The 22,576-nt window shown below is 44.5% G+C and carries 25 protein-coding genes; 3 read left to right on the top strand and 22 right to left on the bottom strand.

Features of this window, described 5'->3' with window-relative positions; all coding sequences use genetic code 11:
- Nucleotides 1–2: 2 nt before the first annotated feature.
- From R7P69_RS04375 to R7P69_RS04285, 19 genes are all read right to left on the bottom strand, one after another.
- Nucleotides 3–998 carry a porin gene (locus R7P69_RS04375; RefSeq protein WP_017635534.1) on the bottom strand — a complete coding sequence of 332 codons (996 nt, stop codon included), beginning with the start codon at nucleotides 996–998 and terminating at the stop codon, nucleotides 3–5.
- 215 nt (nucleotides 999–1,213) lie between these two features.
- The gene (locus R7P69_RS04370; RefSeq protein ID WP_025768065.1) at nucleotides 1,214–2,083 is read right to left on the bottom strand and encodes a metal ABC transporter solute-binding protein, Zn/Mn family; all 870 of its coding nucleotides are present in this window, start codon (nucleotides 2,081–2,083) and stop codon (nucleotides 1,214–1,216) included.
- A 22-nt stretch (nucleotides 2,084–2,105) separates the two neighbouring features.
- On the bottom strand, nucleotides 2,106–2,981 hold the full coding sequence (locus R7P69_RS04365) for a metal ABC transporter permease (RefSeq protein ID WP_025768066.1): 876 nt from the start codon (nucleotides 2,979–2,981) through the stop codon (nucleotides 2,106–2,108).
- Nucleotides 2,981–3,709, bottom strand: a complete 729-nt coding sequence (locus R7P69_RS04360) for a metal ABC transporter ATP-binding protein (RefSeq protein WP_025768067.1) — start codon at nucleotides 3,707–3,709, stop codon at nucleotides 2,981–2,983. The genes R7P69_RS04365 and R7P69_RS04360 overlap by 1 nt, the downstream gene beginning before the upstream one ends.
- A complete protein-coding gene (locus R7P69_RS04355) occupies nucleotides 3,709–4,635 on the bottom strand; it encodes a metal ABC transporter solute-binding protein, Zn/Mn family (protein ID WP_042523415.1) in 927 nt (308 codons plus the stop codon). Before R7P69_RS04355 ends, R7P69_RS04360 begins: the two co-directional genes overlap by 1 nt.
- A gap of 22 nt (nucleotides 4,636–4,657) precedes the next feature.
- Nucleotides 4,658–5,209, bottom strand: a complete 552-nt coding sequence (locus R7P69_RS04350) for a DUF6162 family protein (protein ID WP_042523417.1) — start codon at nucleotides 5,207–5,209, stop codon at nucleotides 4,658–4,660.
- Nucleotides 5,206–5,526, bottom strand: coding sequence for a hypothetical protein (locus R7P69_RS04345; RefSeq protein WP_005374251.1), 321 nt, complete (start codon nucleotides 5,524–5,526; stop codon nucleotides 5,206–5,208). The genes R7P69_RS04350 and R7P69_RS04345 overlap by 4 nt, the downstream gene beginning before the upstream one ends.
- Nucleotides 5,527–5,568: 42 nt before the next feature.
- Nucleotides 5,569–6,399 carry a DUF4198 domain-containing protein gene (locus R7P69_RS04340; RefSeq protein WP_025768070.1) on the bottom strand — a complete coding sequence of 277 codons (831 nt, stop codon included), beginning with the start codon at nucleotides 6,397–6,399 and terminating at the stop codon, nucleotides 5,569–5,571.
- 15 nt (nucleotides 6,400–6,414) lie between these two features.
- Entirely contained in the window at nucleotides 6,415–6,954 is a 540-nt protein-coding gene (locus tag R7P69_RS04335; protein WP_025768071.1) for a DUF2271 domain-containing protein, read from the bottom strand.
- A 20-nt stretch (nucleotides 6,955–6,974) separates the two neighbouring features.
- Complete coding sequence (locus R7P69_RS04330) at nucleotides 6,975–7,604, bottom strand: PepSY-associated TM helix domain-containing protein (RefSeq protein WP_021035904.1); 630 nt, start codon at nucleotides 7,602–7,604, stop codon at nucleotides 6,975–6,977.
- Nucleotides 7,605–7,737: 133 nt separating this feature from the next.
- The gene (locus R7P69_RS04325) at nucleotides 7,738–8,910 is read right to left on the bottom strand and encodes a tetratricopeptide repeat protein (RefSeq protein ID WP_017635539.1); all 1,173 of its coding nucleotides are present in this window, start codon (nucleotides 8,908–8,910) and stop codon (nucleotides 7,738–7,740) included.
- Nucleotides 8,907–9,527: an energy transducer TonB gene (locus tag R7P69_RS04320; RefSeq protein ID WP_005374256.1), complete on the bottom strand. Its 621-nt coding sequence runs from the start codon at nucleotides 9,525–9,527 to the stop codon at nucleotides 8,907–8,909. Before R7P69_RS04320 ends, R7P69_RS04325 begins: the two co-directional genes overlap by 4 nt.
- Nucleotides 9,527–9,931: an ExbD/TolR family protein gene (locus R7P69_RS04315; protein WP_005374257.1), complete on the bottom strand. Its 405-nt coding sequence runs from the start codon at nucleotides 9,929–9,931 to the stop codon at nucleotides 9,527–9,529. The genes R7P69_RS04320 and R7P69_RS04315 overlap by 1 nt, the downstream gene beginning before the upstream one ends.
- On the bottom strand, nucleotides 9,928–10,482 hold the full coding sequence (locus tag R7P69_RS04310; RefSeq protein WP_238952362.1) for a MotA/TolQ/ExbB proton channel family protein: 555 nt from the start codon (nucleotides 10,480–10,482) through the stop codon (nucleotides 9,928–9,930). Before R7P69_RS04310 ends, R7P69_RS04315 begins: the two co-directional genes overlap by 4 nt.
- Nucleotides 10,482–11,849: a MotA/TolQ/ExbB proton channel family protein gene (locus R7P69_RS04305; protein ID WP_238952363.1), complete on the bottom strand. Its 1,368-nt coding sequence runs from the start codon at nucleotides 11,847–11,849 to the stop codon at nucleotides 10,482–10,484. Before R7P69_RS04305 ends, R7P69_RS04310 begins: the two co-directional genes overlap by 1 nt.
- Complete coding sequence (locus R7P69_RS04300; protein ID WP_238952364.1) at nucleotides 11,850–12,617, bottom strand: DUF3450 domain-containing protein; 768 nt, start codon at nucleotides 12,615–12,617, stop codon at nucleotides 11,850–11,852. It lies immediately after the preceding gene.
- 74 nt (nucleotides 12,618–12,691) lie between these two features.
- Nucleotides 12,692–14,785 carry a TonB-dependent siderophore receptor gene (locus tag R7P69_RS04295; protein ID WP_167415775.1) on the bottom strand — a complete coding sequence of 698 codons (2,094 nt, stop codon included), beginning with the start codon at nucleotides 14,783–14,785 and terminating at the stop codon, nucleotides 12,692–12,694.
- Nucleotides 14,786–14,992: 207 nt separating this feature from the next.
- A complete protein-coding gene (locus R7P69_RS04290) occupies nucleotides 14,993–16,366 on the bottom strand; it encodes a sensor histidine kinase (protein WP_158155649.1) in 1,374 nt (457 codons plus the stop codon).
- On the bottom strand, nucleotides 16,366–17,031 hold the full coding sequence (locus R7P69_RS04285; RefSeq protein WP_005386018.1) for a response regulator transcription factor: 666 nt from the start codon (nucleotides 17,029–17,031) through the stop codon (nucleotides 16,366–16,368). The genes R7P69_RS04290 and R7P69_RS04285 overlap by 1 nt, the downstream gene beginning before the upstream one ends.
- Nucleotides 17,032–17,260: 229 nt before the next feature.
- Here R7P69_RS04285 and R7P69_RS04280 point away from each other — a divergent pair, with 229 nt between their 5' ends.
- Entirely contained in the window at nucleotides 17,261–17,971 is a 711-nt protein-coding gene (locus R7P69_RS04280) for a glycerophosphodiester phosphodiesterase family protein (protein ID WP_238952365.1), read from the top strand.
- A gap of 35 nt (nucleotides 17,972–18,006) precedes the next feature.
- Here the strand turns inward: R7P69_RS04280 and R7P69_RS04275 are convergent, their stop codons facing one another.
- Nucleotides 18,007–18,489 carry a L,D-transpeptidase family protein gene (locus R7P69_RS04275; protein ID WP_005374271.1) on the bottom strand — a complete coding sequence of 161 codons (483 nt, stop codon included), beginning with the start codon at nucleotides 18,487–18,489 and terminating at the stop codon, nucleotides 18,007–18,009.
- 241 nt (nucleotides 18,490–18,730) lie between these two features.
- Here R7P69_RS04275 and R7P69_RS04270 point away from each other — a divergent pair, with 241 nt between their 5' ends.
- Nucleotides 18,731–19,726, top strand: coding sequence for a 2-hydroxyacid dehydrogenase (locus R7P69_RS04270; protein WP_054579202.1), 996 nt, complete (start codon nucleotides 18,731–18,733; stop codon nucleotides 19,724–19,726).
- 85 nt (nucleotides 19,727–19,811) lie between these two features.
- Nucleotides 19,812–20,168, top strand: a complete 357-nt coding sequence (locus R7P69_RS04265) for a YibL family ribosome-associated protein (RefSeq protein WP_005374274.1) — start codon at nucleotides 19,812–19,814, stop codon at nucleotides 20,166–20,168.
- A 163-nt stretch (nucleotides 20,169–20,331) separates the two neighbouring features.
- Here the strand turns inward: R7P69_RS04265 and R7P69_RS04260 are convergent, their stop codons facing one another.
- Both R7P69_RS04260 and R7P69_RS04255 read right to left on the bottom strand, forming a co-directional pair.
- Nucleotides 20,332–21,363 carry a cytosolic protein gene (locus R7P69_RS04260; protein ID WP_213866829.1) on the bottom strand — a complete coding sequence of 344 codons (1,032 nt, stop codon included), beginning with the start codon at nucleotides 21,361–21,363 and terminating at the stop codon, nucleotides 20,332–20,334.
- A gap of 103 nt (nucleotides 21,364–21,466) precedes the next feature.
- Nucleotides 21,467–22,228: a cytosolic protein gene (locus R7P69_RS04255; protein ID WP_238952366.1), complete on the bottom strand. Its 762-nt coding sequence runs from the start codon at nucleotides 22,226–22,228 to the stop codon at nucleotides 21,467–21,469.
- Nucleotides 22,229–22,576: the final 348 nt, after the last annotated feature.

The raw sequence follows: 22,576 nt of genomic DNA, 5'->3' as shown, positions 1-22,576 counted from the left end.
TATTAGAAGTAGTAACGAGCACCTAGAGTCCAGTAGTCGTTCTCTTCATTGTTGTAGTCGTTACCTAGATCAAACTGGTAAGCTGCAAACGTTACGAAAGCAGGAGTTACAGCGTACTCTGCTTGTAGCGCAGTTTCGCTTGAAACTGTCTTATTGTCTTCTTCGTCTTCTACGCCTTCGTAGTTAACGCTGAATGTCCAATCGTTTACGCCGTATGCCAAAAGAGCTTCAAGTTGAGAAGTGTCTTTACGCATTTGGTAGAAGTACTCGTTCATACCGTATACTACCGCTGCGTATAGACCTGAACCGTACTGACCGTAGTTTACAGAGAATAGGTGTGATTCAGCGTTCTTAGTACCTAGAGTCGCGTTTTTAACATCACCACCGCTGTATACGTAGCCTAGACCAAAGCCAGCTACAGAACCGCTCAATGCAACTTGACCACGTTGCTCGTATGTTGTTGCATCTGAAGTTTGCTCACCTTGCCAACCTAGACCTAGGTTGAAAGCAAAACCTTCACCAAATTCAAAACCTTTACGGTAGCTAAGCATTTTATCAGCACGAGCTGAGCCTAGGTTGCCGTGGTTGTCGTACAAAAAGTCGTTCGCAAACGCGATTGGTAGATCCGCAACGCCAGCGACATCGTAGTAAGGTGACCATTGAGTACCTGCTACTAAACGGCCAAACTGCTCATGAGTAGCACCGATGTAACCTAGACGAGTTTTGAACGATTGCTCGCCACCGTTTAGGTAGTTAAGCGCCCATTCACCTTTAGCGTCGATAGTAATACCGTTGCCAATGTCTTTCTTACCCGCAACGTTAATACGTGGAGACACTTGGTGAACTTTTACATCTTCTTCGAAATACTCACCCACGCCAACTGAAACGTGACCGCCGATCGATAAAGATGTACCATCGCTGTTGTAAACTTCTGCTGCGAAGGCCTGTGAACCACATGCTAGTGCCGCCACTGCAACGGCTAGAGTTTTCATTTTCATTGTTAACATCCGTATAGTTGTTTGTACCGGTTCGCTTAGAAACAGATTAAATCCGAATCAATCGCAACGAACACATAACAAAGTAGTAATGAAATAGAAATGAAACAAACACTTTCTTATGCAACCAGTGGTATTAATGCTCACATTTTGAACTGAGTCACAAAAAAATAGGGAACTTTTCATTCCCCATCATAAAATCTGTGGCTTTTTACGTGTCACATCTCCCAACGTGCGAGTGGCTTCTCAGTTTTGATACCCTTACTGCCCCAGCGGTCAATAACATCAATTTGCAGTATACGACTCGGTTTAATAAGCGATGTCAAGGTTTTCGACGGTCGTTTATCCGTCACCAACCATAGCGTTTTATCTTGTTCAAACTGAGCTTTTAAAGATAATTTGTCTTCTTCTGTCCACTCGAGTTCCGGCTTAAATTCGCGCCCAACCACAAACAATTGGTTGCCAGAGGCAAAGTCCTCTAATGACTCACTCATCAGTACCACTGAATCGATGCCTTTATCGAAGATCTCTGCCTGTTGTTGGTTGATCAGTTCACGCACATTGAGCATAAGAGCCTGTTGATTCGTTTGAATCGTCTTTTGGTGTTCAGGATATACACGTTGTAGATCCTCTCCAACAATACCCGCCATTCGGATTAAGTTTGTAGGGTTAAGCCACGCGTACTTCGATGTTGACCCGTTTTCCAATGTCAGTACTGCAACTCCTTGAGCTCTAGGAGAAATGGCCTGCGATGCATCGATTTCAATCAAGTGAATGTTGCCCTGTCGAGCGTAAACATAAGTCGGGTCTTGTTTCCAAATCGCACCAAGAGTAATAGCAACCGTCGCGGCTTGACCCGCTTGCTTAACTTGCTCTGTACCTTTATTTGCGAACCAGTTTTCAAGACGCTCAACGCCGTAACGCTTTGGAGGCAGATACTGAGTCTCTATCCCTGTACCTTTCATGAGTTGCTCAGACAACATGTACGTGACGGGAGTGCTGGTTAAAATGTCTTTGGCGCTTGCCAACGATGGAAGTGTTGTCGCTATAACCAAACCAAAAGTTATCGCTAATTTTTTTATCTTCATGTTCATTACTTTATAAAAAGGGTTACGCTTTTTGGATAATTCGGTAAACCGTTGCTGTTAGGAAAAATGCCGCAGAAACAATGATGATGGATGCGCCTGATGGCACTGGTAGCTCAAGCTCCATCGGCAGTATGGTTCCTACTAAACACGCAATGGTTGCCAATAAAGAAGAAAGGAGAACGAAACTGCTCATGCGTTTAGTCAATAACCTAGCCGTTGCACCAGGAATCAGTAGCAATGCACCAACCAATACCGCGCCAATAATCTTTACCGCGGCGATGGTGACCAAGGTGATCATCATGACAAATAAGTAATCATAAAAGCTGGTATTAAAGCCGCGTACACGTGCAATATCCGGGCTGATACAAGTTAGCAAAATGCGGTTAAACGTTGGAATAAGAAGCAGTAATATGATCAAACAACTGATCGCTAAAATAAGGATATCGTTGTCCGTCACAGTCAAGATCGAGCCAAACAACACGTTCTCCAAGATGTGAATGTTGATCTTGCGAGCAACGTACATTAACAGTGCAGCACCAACCGCTAACGCTAGTGCAAGAAAAACCCCAACCAGTGTGTCGTAAGGTACATTCGTACGATTACGAACAAAGTGAAGCAACAGCGCAAAAATCATACAAAAGCTAAACAATCCGATGATCGGATTCTCTGGCGGCTCACCGAGCAACACACCAATCGCGATTCCGGTAAGCGCAGCGTGCCCAACCGCTTCAGAGAAAAAAGCCAGTCGCTTGGCGATGACTAATGTACCAAGACCACCAAGTAATGGTCCTAATATCAGCGCTGCCACGATTGCGTTCACCATGAAAGCATAAGAAAAGCTATCGCTTAACCATCCAGCTTCAACGCCGCTAACCGCTAACTCTCGCAACCAATCCATTATGCAGCCTCCACTTTTGCTGTGTAGTGCTTGAATAATGTTTCTATACGATCAGGGCTTAGCACATCTGAATGGTGACCTGACGCCACAATTTGACGATTTACAACATGGACCTGCGCATCTAAACGGCGCACTGCGGTCACGTCATGGTGCACTGCCAGTACCGTTTTGCCTTCTCCAACGACTTCATGAATCAAACCTTCAAGATATCGAACACCTTGCTCATCCATACCAGTTGTAGGTTCGTCTAAAACCAATAAATTGGGCTCATCCAGTAAAGCTTGCGCAAACAAAACACGCTGTTGCTCACCGCCAGAGAGTTGCCCCATACGACGATCGCAACGCGTTGCCATACCCACGCGATCCAGCTGGGCCAGGGCATGTTGAGTTTGTTTCGTTTTACGTCGCCAAAATAGAGGGATACGAGTTTGGTTAAGCAGTACAAAATCCATCACGGTTAACGGGAGGCTTGCTTCAAACATCGCTTTTTGTGGCACATACCCTATCTTCCCCGATGCAGCTGATGGTTCTGGCCAATTGAGCGCTATGTTTCCCGAAAATGGCGTGAGTCCAAGTACCGAACGAAGCAAAGAGGTTTTACCACCGCCATTCGGTCCCATAATCACGTGACATTTCGCGTTCTCGAATTCGGCGCTGATGTTCTGCAAAATGATATTGTCGGCGTATTTTAGGCCCACGTTACTTAAGGAAACGGAAGGTCCAGTCATTACGCCTTTTCCCCTGCTCGCTTACTCGCCACAAATTTCATGGCTTCGATTAGTGTTTCCACATTATCTCGCATCTCAACCTCGACTTTATCAGCCTCATACTCACCGTGAGTCATGTGAGAAAAGCGATAAAGCTGCACCCCAGTCGCCTCTTCGATGGTATCAACAAAGCGATTCGGCATATTGAGCTCATAAAACAGCACATCAATGCCCGATTCACGAATTTTCGCTATCGTTTCCTGTAGCTGACTTGCACTTGGTTCTACACCATGAGCAGGCTCAATGACAGCGGCAACGTCAACACCAAACTCCTGAAGGATATATCCGTAAGCATTGTGGGTTGTCGCCACCTTCATACCAGCCGTGTCCAACTCACCAAGAGACAACATTGCATCACGCTTCATCAGGCGAAATGTTTTCGCGTATTTACGAGCATTTTGGCGATAGAACGTAGCATTGTCTGGGTCCAATTGGCTTAGCTCACTCGCGATGGTGTAAACCTTTTGAATGGTTGTTGATAGACCGACAAAGGTGTGAGGGTTCACTGCTCCTTGACCAACAGACTGCCCCATAGCGGGCAATAAAGGCACTTCTTTGTTCGCTTCGATAACCACGAGATCATCACGCTGAGAAGCCTTGATCACTTTCAGTGCAAAATCGTCATGACCAATACCATTGATCACTATTACGTCCATTTCATTTAAGCGCTTAAGATCATTAGGTTGTGGCAAATAGTTGTGAGGATTAAAACCAGCATCAACCAAAGGAATGATGTCCGCCTTCTCACCAACAACGGCTTTAACATAGCTGTAATAAGGTTGTAGCGTAATACCAATACTGAGTTTTTCGGCAGCAAAGCCAGTAGAAGACACCGTCAATAACGCGGTGGCTGTAAGAATACGACGTAAAAGAGAGCGTTTGATCATAGTACTTATCAATTATGTTGTCTTAATGGGCGTGAGAGTGAGAGGAAGAGTCTGACAGAACGATTTGTTTCCACCCGAAATCGTGGCGTTTTGCTAGATCGCTTAGTCCCTCCACATTTAACGAACGGCTAGAATCATTAAACCAAATATCAGCTTGAGAACTGCGGCTATCCAACAGCATGGAAGCAGAGCCTTGGGCACTGGTCTTCACGCCAATGTAGACACCGTCATCAATTCGTTGCCACTGATGAGAACCTTTACGCTTCCAGTTTTGGTCTTTCACGAATGGAGCAATCCAAAGCGCCTCCATATCAGAGATCTCAGGCCAAGTTCCGGTATCTAACTGCAAATCACGAATCTCTTCATGAGCGAGCTTAAGTTCAGCGATCAACCCCAACTCATTTTGATGTAAATCCGTGATTAACACTTGATGAGACTGCATGTCTGGCTTTTCAGTCGCGACCTGATGGTAGGGCATAAGTATGGCTGCTGAACTGAGAATCGCTGCGATTGTCAGTGCGACCCACTTTCCTTCTCGGTTACCATCATCAGGGCGAACTTTCTGAACGCTCATTTCTCTTTCAGCTCAACGATATCCACTTCCACCGGGCTTTCATGTCCGGCATCAAATACCAAATAGAAATCTGTTTCAGGGTGAGTAAATTCTGCGATGGAACGCTTATCTGTTTTTTCTTTGGCGATCAGATTGTCGTCGTAATCGTACATTTCGACATCGTAGTCGACCGCTGTCGATCCATCCGAGTAGCCCGCTTCACAAATCACTTTATCTTGCGCCAAGTGACAGCTCATCAGAGGAAAATGTGCAGCAGCGTGAAAGGACGCAAATCCAGAAAAAAGCAAAACCGCTTTTAGAAGAGAAGTGTTATTCATGATAATTCCAAAATGGCCCAGCAATTGCTGAGCCTAATTCGATTAGTTAAGTTGAGTTTCAAACGTAAGGTGAACATTGGCACTCGCTTTATCCGCCAATGGATTATCTTTCAATTCACCTTTGTAGTTCGCTTTCATTAAGTAGCGCCCGGCGACTTCTGGCGTGAAGATCACTTTGCCATCTTTATCGCTCACCACATCGATTTGTTCTTGATGGTTTCGGTACATAGTACCTTCACGTGTAATCTCAGCAGTAACGCCCTCTTGTGGCTCTCCGTTAAAGAAAAACTGGAAAGTCACAGGCTCACCTTCAATGATGTCCGATGGATGCGTGATCGGTTTCATCTCCAGCATTTTGCCTTCAATCTCCAACGCTTTGTCCGTTGGCATACCAACCGTAATGTAGCTTTCTGCTCGGGTGTAACTTAGTTGAGTAACCACATCACGCGCTTGCTCGGGAAGCACATCACCACGCTCAGCTTTGCTTGCTCGCGCCCATTTCACCGTATCACGACGGCCCGCTTTGTATTGTGTGTAGTAGCTCGGCTGATTATTAATCGCAACTTTGTGCGTGCCTTCTTCTGTAAAAAAGAAATCAAACATAGAGCGACGCTTGCCACGAACAACAAAGTTAGGACGCTCAGAGCGGCCATCCGGCATCACCACAAATGCCTGATCACTACCCGCAGGCTTATCAAAAACAAACGTTCCGTGAGAGGCAGTAACATCAAATGTCAGCCAGTCACCGCCTTCTTTAGAAACCGTAAAGTGAGAGGGCAGAACCCAACGTGGATGTGCTTGCGCGGTGGTGGTTACAGCCAACCCCATTGCCATTACACTCGCCAATGCCACTGCTTTCATTTTGGTTTTCATTGTTGTGTCCTTTAATCACTTAACTTGATAATTGACGGTGATGACACCCGTCTCTTGTGTTGGTTTAAGCTCATAGCGCACGTCACTGTCCGCTAGCGTTATTTTTTGACGTAAGTAGTTTCGCCCACCGTGTTCACGAACGACTTCGACGTACAACGTGTAATTTCCTTGTTCCAAACGCTCCCCTGAGTCATTGGTTCCATCCCAGACAAAGCGGTATTGACCAGCAGGACGTGTTGCAGAAGTCACCGCATCAACAAGTTCACGATCATAACGACCCGTTTTTCTCCACCAGCTGCGTAGATCTTTTAACCATTCGTCTTTCCCTACCCATAACTGAATGGTTTTAACCGGTTTACGCTGATCGTTTTCAACCCAAACCGCCACATAAGGGCGTGCATACATTGAGGTATCTATCTTTGGAAGTTCGAGTTCGAAGTCGACCTTCGCGTTATCTGGTAGAGGCGCCGCGGAAAGAGAGAAAGGAGTAAAAGCCGCGATCAAAGCGGCTTTACAAAAGTGATTACGGCGGAAAAATCTTCCTGTGTTCAACATAAGTGTTCTCTAAAAAGCTGTTATGGAACAGCAACAAAATAAATTACGAGCGACAGTAACGTACCAAAGCTCATCCATTGCATTGACGTTCTGAGCGTCTTCTTCTTAGGCAGTAACAAGCACACGCCTGTAAGAACAAAAAACACCATCAAAAGCGCAGTGACGTCGATAAACCACTTCCAAATCCCACCACTGTTGCGTCCTTTATGTAGATCGTTCAGCAGCGCAACAATACCGTAGTGCGTCGTTTCGACGTCTGCTGCACCAGTAGTCATATCAATAAAGACCGTAGCGTTATAACCCGGGCCTTTAAAATCCATAGAAAGCTCTCCGAGTAACAACTCACCTTGCTCAACTTCGGTATACACATCTAGTGCGGAGGGAGTGCCGCGAAGCTCGGTTTCTTTAGTCAAGAAAGCTACCAGTTCCTCACGATTAGGTTGAAAGGTATCTGAATGTGAGAATAGAACTGAGTGCGGAACCGTCAGAGTATGTTGTTGAATGATAGGTTCACTGCGTTCAAACAATTCGGGGCGATTGAGGGTAATACCAGTTACTGCAAAAAACAGCGTAACTAAGAGAAGAGCCATCGAAATATAGATATGTAGGCGGCGAGCCCAAGTTTGAACACCTTTGCTTTTAAGCAACATAGAAACAATCATCACCAATAAATGTGGGGCATAATTTAGGTGATAATCATTCGTATTGGCATTTAATTTACATTGTTTACTTTAAACAAAAAAATACCCGAGACTGAGCTCGGGTATTTAATAAAAATGTTCGCTATGAGTTCTGCGTCGATTCTACTTTGCGTAGCTGTGATAGATACTTAACCCAACTCTTTGCCTGATTCGATGGCTTAATCTCATTCGCTCTTTTGGCATTAGCGAGCGCATCGTCAAACCGCTTAAGTTTGTAGTAAGCGCGAGTTTTGATAAGTGCAACATCCGCTTTACGACCTCTGACCTTATCGAGCGCGGCAATGGCATCTTTATAATGGCCTTCTTGCACCAACAGTTGAGAATAGTTCCAGTAATACTGCCTATCTAGCTGAGCTGCAATACGCCAGCTATCAATAGACTCTTCCCACTCTTTTGCCATTTGCCAATACGTTGCTTGCTGAGCTTTTAGCTTACTATTCGAGTTTACATCCTCTAGCTCGTTCATCACCAACGCAGCTCTCTCAGGAATACCTCGTTTCGCGTACAATTGTGCCAGCAGCTTTAAGTCATCTTGGCTAAGTTGTAACCCTTTCAGTTTTGCCAACGCCAAAGAGTCTAGGGCACGTTTGTTGTCATCAACCCGTAGGTATAGAGCAACAAGCTGACGCCACCATTCAATTCGCTCAGGTTCAATCACGATTAAGCGTTTGATGGTCGAGATTGCCGGCTTCCACTTTTTCAGTTCTAGCTCAGCAGAAAGCTTTATCGACAATGCGCCAAGCTTGTCTGGCTGACCAAACTTCTCATAACGAGCCATTGCTGAAAGCACTTTTTGCCACTGACTCAGTTGATAATGAGATTGGGAAATACGCAGCCATAGTTCATGCGCTTTTTGACCTTTAGGAATGTTTTTGCTCAAGGCATAGTAATGAGGTAAAGCCTTAGAAAAACGTTGCTCGTTCAGCAGTATATCAGCCAACATTTTTCGGGTTTGCCATGCTTGCTCATCTTGTAGCAAACCACTATTGACTGCCAACTCAAGTTGCTTAATCGCCGCTTGAGTTTGCTCGTTCTGCCAGTAAAAAATACCCAACATTCGAGCGACATAAGCTTGGTCATATCCACGAGAAAGCTCCATAGCTTCAAGAGATGAAATCGCTTCTTTTAGTTTCTCCTCTTGAGCCAAGTTGTGTGCTCGTTGAACTCTCGCTGCGGTGTATTGGCTTAACTCACTGGCAATGGTTGAGAGTGCACTCAGGCTTAATACCGTACCGATTAAGAATTTTTTCATCATTTGGCTAACTTGAACTCCACTTTAGCGGTTTGTCCGAACTGCTCAATTGACACACCATCCTCAACTTTTGGCTGATACTTCCATTTTTTAAGCGCACGGATTGCTTCCCTTTCAAACATGCGCTCGGGCTCAGCCTCGATCACTTCAATATCTTTTGGTCGTCCAGTTGCATCGATCGTGAAACGCATAATGACATAACCTTCCACTCTACGTTTCAGCGCCTTACTTGGATAACGAGGATCAACACGATACAACGGCAGTGCTTGCTGGTTGCCCATTGTTCCCTTCAAGTTTGGGGCGCTAATCGCGATGCCTTCAAGGGCTGTGTTTAAACCTAAAGCACTGACTGGCGTCATCTGACTCATTGGTTCCATTTGAGTGTCAGCTTGAGACAGATCCATTGGCTCCGGCGCTTGAGGTGGTTCTGGTTGCTCCGGCACTGAACGTTGACGACGCTGCACGTCTGCTTCATTCTCTACCATCACCATATCAAAACGAACGGCTTCTGAAGCTTCTGGTGCACGCTGGTTGCCTTTATCAACCATCCACGCCATAAAGCTAAACAAGCTCACAGAAATTAACAGTGATGCTGGTAGTGCAAGTAACAGCCTGCCCATTAAGGTTTCTCCGCCGCCAATGCAATGTTCTTCACACCCGCCGCCTTTGCAGCGTCCATCACTTTCACGACAGTGCCATTGTAAGCATGCTCGTCAGCTTGGATAACTAACGAGGCATCAGGCTGATCAAGTAACAAGTGCTCAATAGAGGCCTCAACACGCTCAATATCAACCACTCGTTTGTCGATGTACACATCATTCGCTGCCGTTACTGCGATAAAAATGCCCGCATCTTTTTGGCTTACTACATTAGAAGCCTGAGGGCGATTCACTTCTACACCGGATTCACGTACAAACGAACTGGTCACAATGAAGAAGATCAACATGATGAAGACGATATCAAGCATCGAGGTTAAATCGACTTGAGCTTCATCTTGTTGGTTAGGTCTGCGTCCGAGTCTCACTTTTGACTCCTTAAAGATTGTTCTAACTGGATAGCTTTTCGTTCACACACTTTGCTAAGGCGAGCATGAATAAACATGCCCGCAAGCGCTGCTACCATACCTGCCATGGTTGGCAGCGTAGCAAGTGAGATACCAGAAGCCATCAATTTCGGATTGCTGCTGCCTTGCGATGCCATTACGTCAAACACCGTAATCATGCCTGTCACCGTCCCTAACAACCCTAGCATTGGGCAAACCGCCACAAGTAGCTTAATAGTCGATAGGTTTTGGCGCAGTTCGATTTGCGCTTTTGCAATCCATCCTTCACGGATTTGATGCGCGTACCAAGAGTGGTGCTCTGATCTTGCTTGCCACTGCTTACAAAGCTGTTTTTTTACCCCAGGGAAAACCGTTGTGAGATAAATAACTCGCTCCATAACCAACAGCCAGCACACCGCCACGACGGCGGCCAGCCACCATAGGATTTGACCACCTTGCTGCATAAAGCTCATCAAGGTTGTGGCCCAATCCTCACTGATCAAACCCAATGTGCTGAGTAGGATCTGCTCCATTACGCTGCGTTCTCCGCTAAGGTGTTAGAGTGACTTTTGTTACTCGGCATATCACGCTCAGCTTGTTCTGCAACTAAACCGATGCCTTGTTTTTCTAAGATACTGCGAATATTTTCTGCTTGAGAGCCCAATACGTTGTGCGCTAATAGCAAAGGCATGGCTGAAACAAGGCCAAGTACGGTAGTCACAAGTGCCATTGAAATACCACCCGCCATTACTTTCGGATCACCATTACCAAATTGAGTGATGACTTGGAAGGTTTCGATCATACCCGTTACCGTGCCTAGTAGGCCAAGCATAGGAGCTAGAGCAGCAAGAAGCTTAAGCATCGACAACCCTTTTTCTAGGTGGGTTTGCTCATCAACAACAGCTTCCAAAAGACGTAGTTCTAACGCTTCTACGCTGCGATGCTTGTCTTTCTGGTATACCGCAAGCACGCGACCCAAAGGGTTGTTTCCTGGCTGCGCTGGGGTTTTCAGTTGCTTCATGATTTTCTGACGCGAAATCATCAGTGATGCACCACGTACGAGCGCAATCAATAGGCCGATAGCCAATAAGCCAAGGATGATTTTGCCGACAACGCCACCCGCATTTAGGCGATCAGCCAAAGTCGGTGAGTTTGCAAGCTGTTCAAGAAGAATGCCACGTGACGGATCAATGACAAGTGCATCAATGTCACCAGAGGAAATAGTATTCGCTGTTGGACCGTTCTCAGGCTGACGAAGATAGTTTACCGCGTCTCCGCGTTGACCATTCCACTTAACGTAGCCAGTCTCATCCAGCAGCGCCATAGAACCAAGACGAACACCATTAACCGTTTGTTCACGACCTTCGCCATTTAGCAGTGTGAAAGAGACGTTTGCCATTTCACCGCTTGCTTTGATTTGTTCTTCCATGCTGCGCCACATCGCCTGAAGTTGGGTCAACGTTGGCAGTGATTTAGCCGCAACAATAGCATCGATATCTTTCTGATATGAGTTTGCATCTACACCGGTTACTGAGCTTTTTAGCTCAGACTCTAGCTCTTTTGCGTTCTGGCGAACGACGCCAAATAACTCACCTAGGCTCCCGGTTTCTAGACGCAACTTTTCTTCTAGCTGTGCCAGTTCTGCTTCATTTTCACCGAAGGTAACACTTAATGAGTCCGCTTCTGCTTGAAGAGCAGCCCGCTCTGCCACCAATTTATTCTTTATAGCCTGTAGCTCTTGCTCTGTTTGCTTAAAACCTGATTCACGCGCGACATTGTGCGATTGCTGTTGACGATTTTCTTGCTGCGCCTTTTGTAACAACGCATCACTAGCAAGAGTTGTATGAGGCATTAATGCGGCTGTCGAGATTAATGCAACCGATAACCATTTTTTCATCATTTATTTGCCCTCCGCAGCGGTTAACGACACTGGTAGAGTTAACATGCTCGGCGCGATCTGTTTATTCGCCATAGCGAACGCTTTGTCTAGCTCTGATTTTTGCTCAGAACCCACTTGTTGCCATGCTTGTTGTTGCTGTTGCCAGCTCCAAAATGTGTCACCAGATAAGCTACGCGCTACCAAAGACAAACGCCCTAAATAGAGAATGTCCGCCTCCACAGCTTCATTGTCACCTAGGTTAATCTTGCCTTGGTAAACGCCAAGCTTGGTGCCGTAATCCATTTCAATTTGGTACGCTTCTAAAATACGACGAAACTTCTCTGCATCCGCAACGTCTGCACGCGTCATCATGGAATCCAGCTTTGCAATTCGCTCCTCACGTTGCGCTTTGCGTATAGGCTTGTCGTTAGCGACGAGCACTTTTAAGCTCTCAAGCATGTGATACATCAAAGGCACGACACCTTGACGAGTTTGAGCAATCTGCTCAATTTGCTCGTTCAAGCTATCAACTTCTTGATTTTGACTTTCAACAAGGCTTGCAAGATGATCGCGATAAATCTTCAAGTTACCGACTTCCTCTTGCAGCTGCTCAATTTCAGCTTCTAGAGTAAGTGATTTTTCTGCGCTTGCATCAATACGTTTTTGGCTTACCGCCGACGACTGGTTTGTTTTACTCTGCACAGCTTGTGCATCGTTTAAGTTCGCCGCGTGAGCGGGAATCAAAACCGATGATATCAACAGAGCGATACTTGATTTCATTAGATTCATACGAGTTATATTTCTGTGTTCCAAAAACGACCAAAGGGGAAGACTACCCTTCCCCTTTAATAATCAAATTGTTATCAGTACTTGAACTGGATTGTTGCCATGTAGTTGCGGCTTTCTCCAACCACAACCCCACTCGCACCTTTTTGCTCGCCATTCGTGCTACCACCACCTGCGAAGTAGTCGGTATCGAATAAGTTTTCGACATTGAATCGAGCAATAATATCCAAGTTTTCATCGTACTTATGTTTGTATGACACACCCATATCAACGCGAGCGTAGCCATCTTTCTTGAAGGTATTCGCTGCATCACCGTAGCGATCACCTTCATAAATCAAACCAAGGTTTAAGTTAGTGTTGTCTTGAACCTTGTAGCTAGACCATAGACTTGCTGAAAACTCTGGCACATCTACAGGGCGGTTGCCTTCATATCTTTCTGCCTTCTTAAGCTCTGCATCCAAATACATCGCAGAAGCGGTTAGCGACAACTCTGGGGTCACAAAACCTTGAGCCATTAACTCAGCGCCTTTGTGAACTTGCTCACCACCTTGCGTTTTCTTGTGTAGGAGATTGCCGCCCGCGTCTTTGCCGCTTTCAACATCCAGCGAGATGTTCTCTAACGTGATATCAAACACAGCACCAGATACAAATAAACGCTGATCAAACAGTTCCCACTTCGTACCGATTTCATAAGAGATACCACGCTCCGCGTCGAGTTTCTCACCTTCATTGATGTAGGTACGACTACCGTTGCTGACTTCACCTTGAGGCATGAAGCTTTCAGAATACTGAACGTAAACCGAGCCATTCGTCGATGGGTGGAATATCACACCTAACTTTGGAGAAACTTGGTTTTCGGTCAGTTCATCATCACGCTTTTCGTCATAACGAACACCTGCAAGCACTTGCCAGTAATCATTAATCGTCATCATATTTTGCGCGTAGATACCCCAAGTATCGTACTCAGCTGTTGGTGATTTCTTCGAACTACGATAGCTAGGCTTAGGCACCGTTTCTCCTGGCGCAATACTCGCCTCAGTATGAAATGCCATAAAGCGATCATAACTGTAATCTAAGTAGTTAGCGCCCACTAACAACGTGTTTTCCGTACCGAACAAAGTAAAGTCCGTCGTCACATCTATATATGCAGTATCAAATACCCAATTATCGGAGCGATCGTTGCCTCGATGCTTAATCGTATTTAACTCTTCATACTGATCAAACTTAGGGTAAGACTCTACATCAAAACGCTTAAAGTCTTGGCGGTTGTAACCTGCTTTTACGTTCACGTTATCCGTGACTTGCGCATTAATATCGACACCGTAGTTTTCTACTTCGTTATCAATTTCAGACCACTGCGCATCCCAAATGTACTTATCACCGCGAACCGCTTTGCCATCAACAATGTATGCGCCAGAGTCCACGCTACCATCGTCTTTCGTGCGATCGTAATGCGCTGACACCATAAAGTTGTCGGTGATGTCGTACTCAACCACTAGGCCCGCTACCGTACGATCCGTTTCTGGCTCAGTGCCATCACCGTATCTGCGCCAAGAGCCGTAGCTTTCTTTGGCAAAAATTGCGCGCGCACGCAGTGTCTCTGCATCATTTAGCGCGCCACTCACATCAAGCACAGTGCGTGAGTGATCATTCGAACCTAGATCTTGACTCAAACTTGCTTGTGTTTGAGTTGTTGGTTTTTTCGAAACCATGTTTACCAAACCACCCGGCTCAGATTTACCGTATAGCAGACCTGATGGACCTTTAAGCACTTCAACACGCTCTAAAAGCTCAATTGGCTGACGATAGTGTGACCAGTGTTGACGACCATCACGAAGAAAACCGTCTGAACTGCTAAGTTCAAAACCACGTAGAGAGAAACGTTCGCGGTTACGGCTTGTACCACCCGCGCTAACACTTGCATCGTTACGTAGCACTTCACCAAGTGTACTTGCACGCTGCTCATCAATTACCGTTTCATCGATAACCGCTACTTGTCCCGGCGTTTCCAGCTGCGTCATTTCCATGCGCATTGCTGTACTGTTTGTATCTGCCTTGTAGCCGAACTCTCGACCTTCTACAACTACATGTTCGTCTGTTTGAACTTCCGCCACTGCAGGTGTTGCTAACACTGCACCGATCACTAACGCCAAATGGCTCTTAGTAAACATATCCTTTCACTCCGATTATTATTTTTCGGGTCACATACTTGTTGAATGCGATTCCCTCTTAATTATTTCGCGGGTGAATATAAGTGATAAGTATTACCATTTGCATTAAATTTACATTCTTTGCATTTGCAAACTTTTGTAAAGTACTCTCTGATGATGCGCCATGGTAATGTGATATTAGTCACAAAAATTACGACTTAATCATACTTATTGCTTGAACACTAAAGTAACCCTCAAACCACCTTGCTCACGGTTTTTCGCCGTGACTGCTCCACCCATAATACGCATGGATTCTTTGACAATCGCAAGACCTAAACCGTAGCCACCAAGCTTTTTATCTCTAGAAGCATCTAAGCGTGTAAACGGATCAAAAATATCGACCAGCTTGTTCTCTGGAATACCAGGCCCATCATCAGATACTGACATGGTGGTGAACTGCTGCCCTTCTTTGACATAATTTTCCAGAGAAACTTCTATCTGAGATGCTTGTCCTGAATATTTAATGGCATTACCAATAAGATTGTTCAAACAACGAATGACGAGCGTTTCTTCACAAAAAGCTTTAGCACATACAGCTTCTGAGCGGAAAGACAACGTCTGTTCTGACTTCAAATCTATTTTGCAACGTTCTACTTGCGGGGAGAGCAAAACTTCTAAATCACAGCGTTTCGTGGCTTTGTCGAAACGCGCATTTTCCAAGCGACTGAACTCCAATATATCGCTGATCAAATGGTTTAGCTCTTTTGCTTCATCTTCTAGCCTTGTCACTAGACTTTGCTCACTTTCTCCAACACGCTTTCGCAAAAGATGCAGAACCAAGTTCTGCCTCGCTAACGGCGTTCTCAATTCGTGAGAGACATCTCTTATAAGCAGTCGCTGCTTTTCAGCGAGAGAATGAATCTGTTGCGTCATGTGATCGAAATCTTGCGCTAACTCGTTAAACTCACGCGTGCTCGACTTCAGTTCTTTCACGACACTGACATTAAAATCGCCATTAGATAGCTTTTTGCTTGCTTCTCTCAATCGATCCAATGGTTGCTGTAAGTTACGTGCCATTAGCAGTGAAAAGAGCGCCAAAATAACCACTGCAATCACGACTTTGAGAATAGAGAAATACAGAATGAAGTCATTTGCAGGGTGCAGTCGATGTGGCAACTGAATCACTAAAGTATTGCCATGAACTAAAGGAATATTGATGATGGGGCGATTCACTTTCCCCTCAAGTTGATCATCAATGCTTCTCTTAAATTGAAGTTTGAACTCGAAGTGCGGATGCATCAGACGGTGCGTAACTGGTTGCTGATGTTCATTCAACACAAATAAATAAAAGTTTTGCGCATTTGCCCAGTCAGCAAGTTCGTCCATGTCTCCGTGCTCAATCAATACATTGGCTTGATGTGCAAGGTCTAGCATTTCTTCTCGCACACTATCGGGCACTTTCAACATGGCTTTCACCAGAGCTTGTTCCGCTAAGGATTGCACGACCAAAATACTAATTACAATTGCGGTCATGCAACTAAATAACTTGAACGCTAAGCTATCTTTACGTTTTGCAATAAAAGGTGGACACCGGAGCTTCATTAACGGTTTACAGCCTCTAAATAACTGTAACCTTTGCCACGGAAGGTTTTGATATGTTGCTTGGAAAGCCCCGCTTCAACTAACTTGCGACGTATGTTACTGATGTGCATATCAAGGTTGCGATCAAAAGGACTCAGCTCTTTCTTTAACACTTCGGTTTGAAGCTCTGCTTTTGAAATCACGACTCCTTGGTTTTTTACCAAGTAGCTCAATAGTTCAGCTTCCGTACTTGTGAGGGGTAAGCTATTAAGCTGGTCACTGATCGTTTGAACGGTACTACACATCGTCTGACGTTGACGTTCCAAGCCAACACGACGAAGAATCGCTTTGATGCGCATTAGAAGCTCAGCGACATTAAAAGGCTTTCCGATATACTGATCGGCCCCCGCTTGGTAACCATCAAGCATCGAGTTTTCATCGTTGAGAGCGGTAAGCATTAGAATAGGTGTCGCGAAGCGCTGACAGATCCTACGAGCAACTTGCATGCCGTTAAGGTTTGGTAACATGACATCAAGCAATACAAGATCTACAGGCGTTTTTTCCATATATTGCAGCGCACTTTCACCGCAATGTACAGAAGAGACGATGTAGCCCTCCTCTTGCAAAACCGCTTCTAACAGCTCACACAAAGGAACGTCATCATCGACTATCAAAACTCGTGACATTACCACTCACCATTCAAATAAAAATGGTTCGCATTTTATTACTCATTTACCAATTAAACAACTAACACTCTAATGCTTTAAGTCCACAGGACTCAGTCCAAGAAGCAGCAACGTGCCATTAGAGTTTAATGTTCACTTTTACTAAAGGTTCCTAACAATATGCACCTAGATATATCTTCATAGAAAAAACGAGTACAATCTGGCAACCGCAAAGCAAAAGATAAAGCGAATGGAAACGTTATTAATTGGTCACCGTGGCGTGGCAGGTTCATACCCTGAGAATACAAAAATAAGCATTCAGGCAGCCATTGACCTGGGGTTGAAGTGGGTGGAAGTGGATATACAGCCTACCAAAGATAATGTTTTAGTGGTTTGCCATGATCATACCGTCAATCGATGCAGCAATGGACAAGGGCGTGTTGATGAGCTCACCCTGGAAGACTTAAAAGCATTAGATTTCGGTAGTTGGTTTAGCACAGACTTTTCAGGCGAGAAGATCGTGACACTAGATGAACTGCTCACTTTAGCTACTGAGAATAAGCTTAACTTGAATATCGAAGTTAAAGTAGACAACCATCCAGCGAAAGAAGTGGCGCAGACTCTAGCCAATGCGTTAGCAAAAAGTCCAATGCCGCAAGAGAATGTACTCCTATCGAGCTTTAGTCATGACGTCATTAGAGCGATGCACAAATACTGCAGTGGCTACCGATTGGGTGTGTTAAGTGAATTCTTTACGAGAAAAGATAAACGCCTTTTGGAAGAAGTTAGTGCCTATAGCTGCAACCTAAACATTAACTGGGTTCGTACTCGCCAGATAAACAAACTCCAACAAGCCGGTTACAAAGTGATGTGCTATACGGTGAACAATCCAAATAAACTGAAATACCTGCCTCAGTTAGACGGTATTTTTAGTGATCATCCACAGCGCTTTATGCCATAGCCTATAAGAGCCAGAACATTAAAGGGGACCTTTTATTACCACTCAATCTGAATTGGTGTCCCCATCTCAACAAGCTGGATAAATTCGTCCATCTCCTCGTTGGTAATCGCAATACACCCATTAGTCCAATCAAAACTTTGGATATAAATCGGCAACTGACTCTCACCGTTTTTTAAGCCATGAATTTTGATGTTCCCTCCAGGGGATACCCCTCGGCGCTTCGCTTCCAACGTATCAATCGCATCAGGGTAACTGATATGCACTGAACGATAAAAAGCAGAGTCCTCTATAACATAATCTAGAGTATATTCGCCCTCTGGTGTGCGATTGTCTCCCTCTTCTTGTTTATGTCCTTGAGGGTTCGCTCCTAAAGCAATTCGGTATTCTTTTAGCACTGCTCCTTGTTCCATCAAATACATTCGACGCTTAGACTTGTCGACTTTAACAAGGTCAACAGCTGCGTGAGTGCCCGAAGCAAACACACAACACAAGAACATAGAGAACCATTTTACTGACATTGTCGTAACGCCTAAGCTAATAAAGTGAACAAGAAAAGAGCGATAATGCTAGTCAGTTAATGCTCGTAAAGCAAACAGTATCTAATGCGGAACCGTAAGATAGCACTCGCTGAAAGGCGTACTTCTTATCGTTATTTGATACAACAAAGTCAAAGAGAAGATTTCTCTATTCATTGCGGCTAAGTTGCATTACTTTATAAGCATATTTATTTATAAAGTCCGCACTTTTTGAGAGGGAACCATGATTAACATTGCTTTTTTTAGTGCAAAATCCTACGACGAAGCCTCTTTTAATAAAATTAAAAATAACCGCGATTTTGAATTCCACTATCACGACTTCCGACTAACCGAAAAAACAGCCAAGATGGCGCACGGCAGTGATGTCGTATGTGCGTTTGTTAATGATGATCTTTCAGCTCCTGTCCTTAAACAGCTTTCTCTGGGCGGGACCAAGCTTATTGCTATGCGCTGCGCGGGATATGATAAAGTTGATCAACAAGCAGCCAAAGAACTAGGCTTACAAGTGGTTCGAGTTCCTGCTTACTCACCAGAAGCAGTGGCAGAGCACACGGTTGGTTTAATGATGTGCCTAAACCGCCGTCTTCACAAGGCCTACCAACGCACACGTGACGCCAACTTCTCGCTAGAGGGTCTTGTTGGCTTTAACTTTTTCGGAAAAACCGTTGGTGTTATTGGTACGGGTAAGATTGGTATCGCGACGATGCGTATCTTCAAAGGGCTTGGCATGGAACTGCTTTGCTACGACCCCTACGAAAACCCATTAGCGCTAGAAATGGGAGCCCGTTACTGTTCGCTTGAAGAAATCTACGCTAATGCGGATATTATCTCTCTCCATTGTCCAATGAGTGAAGAAAACTATCACTTGTTGAACGAAAAAGCCTTCGCGCAAATGAAAGATGGTGTAATGATCATTAACACCAGTCGAGGCGAGTTGCTAGATTCACTAGCGGCGATAGAAGCGTTGAAACAAGGTAAGATTGGTGCGCTTGGCCTAGACGTGTATGACAATGAAAAAGACTTATTCTTCCAAGATAAATCTAACGATGTCATTGTAGATGATGTTTTCCGCCGTTTATCGGCTTGTCATAACGTGCTGTTTACTGGCCACCAAGCATTCTTGACTCACGAAGCACTTAATAATATTGCCTCTGTGACGCTTGATAACGTCGAAGCCTTTTTCTCTGGTAACGTATCGGGCAATGAACTGATTAACTAAAGCCAGACAATCGAGAAGTATAGTAGAGCGTGTGATCTCAGCTATGCTATACTCCTCGACTATTTAAAATTTGAGCCAAATTACCATGAGCATAAAAACTGATATTCAAAAGCTGCACAACCGTTTAGATACATGCCAACGTAAACTTGATGCGGCACGTTCTCGTGGTGATCACGAAATGATTACAAAGTTCACGGATGAAGTAGAACAGCTGACCAAAAAGCTTAACCAGTTAAAGCACAAGCAAAACTATGAGCTGAACAAAGAACGTAAAAGCTTACTTGATATGCCTTTCTCTCGTGAAATCACCAAAGCAGAACAAGCGGACATAGGCAAACTAAAAAAACGCGTACGCGGCTTAGTAATCGTTCACCCATTAACAAAAGTTGGTAAAGAACTTCGCCTTGATGTGATGACAGGCTTTGCGCCAAAAGAGTTTTAAAACTCGCATTAACATTTATGGAGCCCAAGCATTTGCTTGGGCTTTTTATTTTGTACTGCTTCATTAGATTTCATCGACATATCAATCCATAAGCTATTAAAAAGGCCAGCGACAAAAGCCACTGACCTATTTCGACCAATATCGTCCGCATTACATCTCAACGTTACGACAGTTGCTGCAACTTGTGCTCCACAACGGGATCATTCGGAACCAACTGCTGAGCGACTTCCAAAAGCTGTACTGCATCTTGCGGGTTGTCATACTCATGCTTAAGTGCAATATCAACAAGTGGCTGAATATCGATTTGTGCTTGATGCTCCTTCACATGTTCTTTCTTTTCTTCAATTAGTACATTATGAGCGGTACTCAGTAAGTTTAAACGATGCTGTGAGCTCGCATTCGCCTTGTTAAGGCACTGATAGTAATCTTCTTTTAAGCGCAGCGTTTTGGTCTGATGACGAAACTGCGCTATATCTATCTTCTGATAACGTATAAAGTCTACGGCCACTTGCTTATAAAAACCGAATTTATTCAAATACGTCGCGTGGGTACCATGTCCCATCCCAAAGACTCTCAAGTGAGTGAGCTCTGGGTAGCGTTTGGCGTGAAGGCGGTCGATTTCATTAGTTGGATCATAAATGATATAGCCTTTTGCATCGCCAAGGTCGAGGTCGTGATACTTTCCTTCCCAATCAAATTGTTGGGCAAGTTCAGTACTTGACCTATCATCCCATGGCACCAGCACTTTGTTTTTTGTGCTGACCGGGTGAAACATCAATACTTGATCCAACTTTAATAGATTAGAAAAGGCACCAATAGCAAAACCACCGCGGCTAAGCCCATAACCTAAACGACATTCAAAAGGCTCAAGTAAAGTTGATAGCTGCTCTAGAAAGAAAATCAAATTACGGCTGCGAAACCAGTTACTTTTCCCAAGATGCTGAAATGAAATAATATTTACTTTTTGTTTCTGGGCTAAGCGATAACCCCAAGGCGCAAAGTCTGAGTGTAAGTCCTGTACTTGTAGATTCGTACCAGCAGGGGAAAAGGTGAACAACAACGGTTTATTGCGGTCGACAAACTCATACTTAACAAACACATCATCAAGTAAGTCCTCCCCGGACATCGGTAGCCTGGTTTGCTGTTCTTCAACAGAAAGAGCCAGCCATTCATCCAACCAGTACAGTAACTTCATTAATCCTCCATCTAAATTGCGCCTAGCAATTGTGTTAAAAATCTAGTTTTTAGTGTGTGATCATCTCCCCCTGGTTACAGGGGACTCTGATATCAGTCCTCTTTTAAAACAAAGCGTGAATTTGCTTATTAAATTGGTCAATATCTAAGGTTTGATGGCGAACAAACTCCTGCGCCACCAGATTAAAAAATTCTAATTTATCTAATTGTGTGGATTGAGTGCCGTGTCCCATACCGACGACTTTTAAATGGGTAAGCTCTGGATAACGTTCAGCATGAAGACGATCAATGCGATTGGATGGGTCATAAATAATATAACCTTTGGCATTGCCCAAATCTCGATCATGGTAGCCGCTTTCCCAAGCAAACTGCTGAGCAAGCTCAGTACTCGGCCGATCATCCCAAGGCACTAACGCTTTATTTTTAGTGCTAACAGGATAAAACAACAAAAGATGTTCTAGTTTCAGCAAGTTAGCGAACGCGCCAATTGCAAAGCCACCTCGACTTTGCCCATAACCCAAACGACATTTGAAGGGATGAAGCAACTCAGATAGCTGCTCCAGAAAGAAAATCAAATTCCGACTACGGAACCAATTACTTTGTCCTAAATGTTGAAAGGCAATAATGTTTACTTTTTGTTGTATTCCGAACTCGTAGCCCCAAGGAGAAAAATCCGGAGTTAAGTCTTGTACCTGCACATCAGTACCGGAAGGAGAAAATGTAAACAACAATGGCTTGTTAAGATCGACGAGTTCATACTTCACAAACACATCATCAAGTAAATCGTAGCCAGAGATAGGTAAAGCCATCTCTTGTTCTTGTTGAGTAAGAGCTTGCCATTCATCTAACCAGTAAAGTAGCTTCATTTTTTCTCCAAGTGCATCCGCAGTATTTAGACTGGAACTCTATCAAAATGCGTTTAAGCATCCCACGTTGAGACTTAAGAAAGCTCTATTTGAAGCCCAAATGAGACGTATGGAAATGTCTTCGATTGAAGGTATTACTGCGTAAACTAAACCCAAAGTAGGTACGCAAAAACTTGAAGAAAGAGCTAGAGAAAAATCAATTAGAAGTTTCGATAACAGCGGTTAAAAAACAGCAGATACAAAAAAACCGCTGTAAGAACAGCGGTTTTTTTAAAAGTGGCGGAGAGATAGGGATTTGAACCCTAGATACGCTATTAACGTATGCCGGTTTTCAAGACCGGTGCTTTC

It is taken from the genome of Vibrio sp. 661 (assembly GCF_033339315.1).
GTDB lineage: Bacteria > Pseudomonadota > Gammaproteobacteria > Enterobacterales > Vibrionaceae > Vibrio > Vibrio alginolyticus.
The sequence above is the reverse complement of the archived record's forward strand: the minus strand, read 5'-3'. Positions and strand labels throughout refer to the sequence as shown.

Excerpts from the sequence above, each read along its gene's own strand:
- R7P69_RS04375 (WP_017635534.1), bottom strand. The coding sequence starts at position 998 with ATGAAAATGAAAACTCTAGCCGTTGCAGTGGCGGCACTAGCATGTGGT.
- R7P69_RS04370 (WP_025768065.1), bottom strand. The coding sequence starts at position 2,083 with ATGAAGATAAAAAAATTAGCGATAACTTTTGGTTTGGTTATAGCGACA.
- R7P69_RS04365 (WP_025768066.1), bottom strand. The coding sequence starts at position 2,981 with ATGGATTGGTTGCGAGAGTTAGCGGTTAGCGGCGTTGAAGCTGGATGG.
- R7P69_RS04360 (WP_025768067.1), bottom strand. The coding sequence starts at position 3,709 with ATGACTGGACCTTCCGTTTCCTTAAGTAACGTGGGCCTAAAATACGCC.
- R7P69_RS04355 (WP_042523415.1), bottom strand. The coding sequence starts at position 4,635 with ATGATCAAACGCTCTCTTTTACGTCGTATTCTTACAGCCACCGCGTTA.
- R7P69_RS04350 (WP_042523417.1), bottom strand. The coding sequence starts at position 5,209 with ATGAGCGTTCAGAAAGTTCGCCCTGATGATGGTAACCGAGAAGGAAAG.
- R7P69_RS04345 (WP_005374251.1), bottom strand. The coding sequence starts at position 5,526 with ATGAATAACACTTCTCTTCTAAAAGCGGTTTTGCTTTTTTCTGGATTT.
- R7P69_RS04340 (WP_025768070.1), bottom strand. The coding sequence starts at position 6,399 with ATGAAAACCAAAATGAAAGCAGTGGCATTGGCGAGTGTAATGGCAATG.
- R7P69_RS04335 (WP_025768071.1), bottom strand. The coding sequence starts at position 6,954 with ATGTTGAACACAGGAAGATTTTTCCGCCGTAATCACTTTTGTAAAGCC.
- R7P69_RS04330 (WP_021035904.1), bottom strand. The coding sequence starts at position 7,604 with ATGTTGCTTAAAAGCAAAGGTGTTCAAACTTGGGCTCGCCGCCTACAT.
- R7P69_RS04325 (WP_017635539.1), bottom strand. The coding sequence starts at position 8,910 with ATGATGAAAAAATTCTTAATCGGTACGGTATTAAGCCTGAGTGCACTC.
- R7P69_RS04320 (WP_005374256.1), bottom strand. The coding sequence starts at position 9,527 with ATGGGCAGGCTGTTACTTGCACTACCAGCATCACTGTTAATTTCTGTG.
- R7P69_RS04310 (WP_238952362.1), bottom strand. The coding sequence starts at position 10,482 with ATGGAGCAGATCCTACTCAGCACATTGGGTTTGATCAGTGAGGATTGG.
- R7P69_RS04305 (WP_238952363.1), bottom strand. The coding sequence starts at position 11,849 with ATGATGAAAAAATGGTTATCGGTTGCATTAATCTCGACAGCCGCATTA.
- R7P69_RS04300 (WP_238952364.1), bottom strand. The coding sequence starts at position 12,617 with ATGAATCTAATGAAATCAAGTATCGCTCTGTTGATATCATCGGTTTTG.
- R7P69_RS04295 (WP_167415775.1), bottom strand. The coding sequence starts at position 14,785 with ATGTTTACTAAGAGCCATTTGGCGTTAGTGATCGGTGCAGTGTTAGCA.
- R7P69_RS04290 (WP_158155649.1), bottom strand. The coding sequence starts at position 16,366 with ATGAAGCTCCGGTGTCCACCTTTTATTGCAAAACGTAAAGATAGCTTA.
- R7P69_RS04285 (WP_005386018.1), bottom strand. The coding sequence starts at position 17,031 with ATGTCACGAGTTTTGATAGTCGATGATGACGTTCCTTTGTGTGAGCTG.
- R7P69_RS04280 (WP_238952365.1), top strand. The coding sequence starts at position 17,261 with ATGGAAACGTTATTAATTGGTCACCGTGGCGTGGCAGGTTCATACCCT.
- R7P69_RS04275 (WP_005374271.1), bottom strand. The coding sequence starts at position 18,489 with ATGTCAGTAAAATGGTTCTCTATGTTCTTGTGTTGTGTGTTTGCTTCG.
- R7P69_RS04270 (WP_054579202.1), top strand. The coding sequence starts at position 18,731 with ATGATTAACATTGCTTTTTTTAGTGCAAAATCCTACGACGAAGCCTCT.
- R7P69_RS04265 (WP_005374274.1), top strand. The coding sequence starts at position 19,812 with ATGAGCATAAAAACTGATATTCAAAAGCTGCACAACCGTTTAGATACA.
- R7P69_RS04260 (WP_213866829.1), bottom strand. The coding sequence starts at position 21,363 with ATGAAGTTACTGTACTGGTTGGATGAATGGCTGGCTCTTTCTGTTGAA.
- R7P69_RS04255 (WP_238952366.1), bottom strand. The coding sequence starts at position 22,228 with ATGAAGCTACTTTACTGGTTAGATGAATGGCAAGCTCTTACTCAACAA.